The sequence below is a fragment of the Sphingobacterium sp. IITKGP-BTPF85 genome, from assembly GCF_001006065.1.
GTDB classification, from domain to species: Bacteria; Bacteroidota; Bacteroidia; order Sphingobacteriales; family Sphingobacteriaceae; genus Sphingobacterium; species Sphingobacterium anhuiense.
Genome location: NZ_ASZT02000271.1, coordinates 1 through 2,302 on the forward strand (window position 1 = coordinate 1; position 2,302 = coordinate 2,302).

Consider the following 2,302-nt stretch of genomic DNA (forward strand, 5'->3'; position numbering starts at 1 on the left):
AAGTTCTTTTAGATTCTTATGATTGATCGACATTATGTTTTCGAGCGTATGCTTTAACCACTCAAAAGGATTTACCTCATGCTTTTTACAGATAGCAAAGAAAGAATAGATCATAGCTGCACGCTGAGCAGCTCATGACTTCCGGCAAATAGGTAGTTTTTGCGGCCGAGCGCTACCGGGCGAATGGCATTCTCGACAAGATTATTATCAATAAGCAGATTTCCATCATTCAGGTATGCTGATAGCGCATCCCATCTGGCATAGGCATAAGCCATTGCCTTTCCGATCTGACTTTTGGGAAGTGTGTTCTTGATCTCCTCAAAGATCCATTTTCCCAGCTCGTTGATAATAGGTAGTGATTCAGACAGACGGATTTCTTTAATCTGCTCTGCGCTTAGATTTTCCTGTTTAGCTTTCCGCTCAACAGCATAAAGCTTTTGGATCATCAATAATGCCTTTTCAGCTCTTACTTTATCGTTATCCAGCGCTTTTTCAAACTCACGCCTTGCATGTGCCCAGCATGCCAGGTGTGTAACCTCTTTCTTTTTGCCGTATTTTTCGTACACTGCGTACCCATCTGTCTGAAGATAACCTTTAAAGTTCCACAGCATCGGTACAGCGGCAATCCCACCACGGGTAGGGCTATAATCAAATAATACGGTGCCCTTCTCTGGCGCATGGTAGACCCAATAGTAACCGCTATGGGCAGCTCCTTTTTTGTCGCTGTCCAGCACTTTTATCGGCGTTTCGTCTACTTGAAGGTAACCCTGTGCTTTGGTATCGAAGACGAGCTGTTCATACAGTGGTTCCAGTTTTTCCAGCGCTTGTTTGGTCCACCCTTCGATCGTCGAGGAGGCTATTTGTATATTTTCCCTGGCGAAGATCTGTTTTTGTCGGTATAGCGGGAGATGATCTTGATATTTCCCCGTAAGTATCATTGCAAGCAAGCTCGATCCTGGGATTCCTTTGTCGATTACTCGTTCAGGAAGTTCGGCAATGACTACGGCAGACTTATCTTTAGCAGCATATTTATAACGGATGTAACGTTTGATGTAGAACTTGGCAGGCTCGCATTCCAATTCTTCGGTGATTTCCTTACCGATGCAGATCATTTGGGCTAAGTCGCCTTCAGGGTGGATCTCGATTTCTTTTACAGGAAGGTGTGCCGGCAATTTAGCACGCCCTTTATGATTTGGACGTTTACGGACATACTCGATCTTTTGCTTGATCTCTTCCTGTTGCTGTTCTACCTCTACGGGTTCTGCTTGGAAAGGCAAGAAAGTCTGGTTGGGATCACCCTCAAAGCGTTCGCGCTTCTGTCCAAACTGCATGCGTTTGAGCATCTCCACCTGAGATTTTAAGTGATCGCGTTCCTGTGTGAGATAATCTATTTTTTCATCTTTTGCAGAGGAACTTTTGGAAAGGTCTGTAATTTCTTTTTGCTGACTGAAAATGACCTTGAGAAGGTCATCTTTTGATAGGTTTTCCAGTGCTTTTTCCATACTGTAAATATACGGAAAAAGTGGCTTTTATCCTATTTAAAGCTTTTTTTAAGGTAAATAAAAGCGTTTTTTTTGAATGCTCTTTACCACTTGGATGCCCTCAATCATCAGAACCAGCTCGCTCCATGAAAGTTCCTGTTTTGGATCTTTGGGAACAGGGAAAGTTCCTTGTTCCAAGCGTTTGTAGTACAGCACAAAGCCCCCACTTTCCCAATGAAGAAGCTTGATATGGGTACGGCTACGATTCAAAAACACGAACACCTCGCCGCTAATTGCCTGCCTACCATGACCGAACTTATCAGTCCACAAAGTCCATCAAAGGATTTACGCATGTCACAGGGGTTATCATAAAGATAGAATTTATGGGAGGAACCCAATGAAAACATAAACTATAGACGTATCAACTGTGAAACAAAGATAAGATCTGCTTCGACTTAAGACGAACACCATTGGGGTAGATGATCTCAACGGAACAATCTCGCGTGGACTCCTTTAGCTCAACAAAGTGCCCCATGTCCATGGACTCCTCTTTACTACGTTTGATCCAATACTGGAACTTTGCATAGTTCAGGTCATTCTCCCTGCAATATTGCTTTTTTGATTTTCCACTTTGCTGCCATTCGGAAACCATCAGCTTCATATATTCTCTTTTCTCTTCTGTACTCATGATCCAAAACTAGGAACAACTCAACTTCTAGTCAATACGTACTTCATAGGACGGATACTAAAGCAATTCTCCTTTTCAGGAATATTGGTTAGATAGAGCACGAAAGTGATAAAAATGGCAATTAATCACTAAA

At 42.7% G+C, this 2,302-nt stretch carries 2 protein-coding genes and 1 pseudogene; all 3 read right to left on the bottom strand.

Features of this window, described 5'->3' with window-relative positions:
* Positions 1–1,502, bottom strand: a pseudogene (gene tnpC, locus L950_RS24965) (IS66 family transposase); the annotation flags it as partial.
* 48 nt (positions 1,503–1,550) lie between these two features.
* Complete coding sequence (gene tnpB, locus L950_RS24970) at positions 1,551–1,811, bottom strand: IS66 family insertion sequence element accessory protein TnpB (RefSeq protein WP_156169870.1); 261 nt, start codon at positions 1,809–1,811, stop codon at positions 1,551–1,553.
* Positions 1,812–1,902: 91 nt separating this feature from the next.
* Complete coding sequence (tnpA, locus tag L950_RS24975; RefSeq protein WP_021190669.1) at positions 1,903–2,169, bottom strand: IS66 family insertion sequence element accessory protein TnpA; 267 nt, start codon at positions 2,167–2,169, stop codon at positions 1,903–1,905.
* Positions 2,170–2,302 lie beyond the last annotated feature (133 nt).

Coding starts and splice junctions, on each gene's coding strand:
- tnpA (WP_021190669.1), bottom strand. CDS start 2,169: ATGAGTACAGAAGAGAAAAGAGAATATATGAAGCTGATGGTTTCCGAA.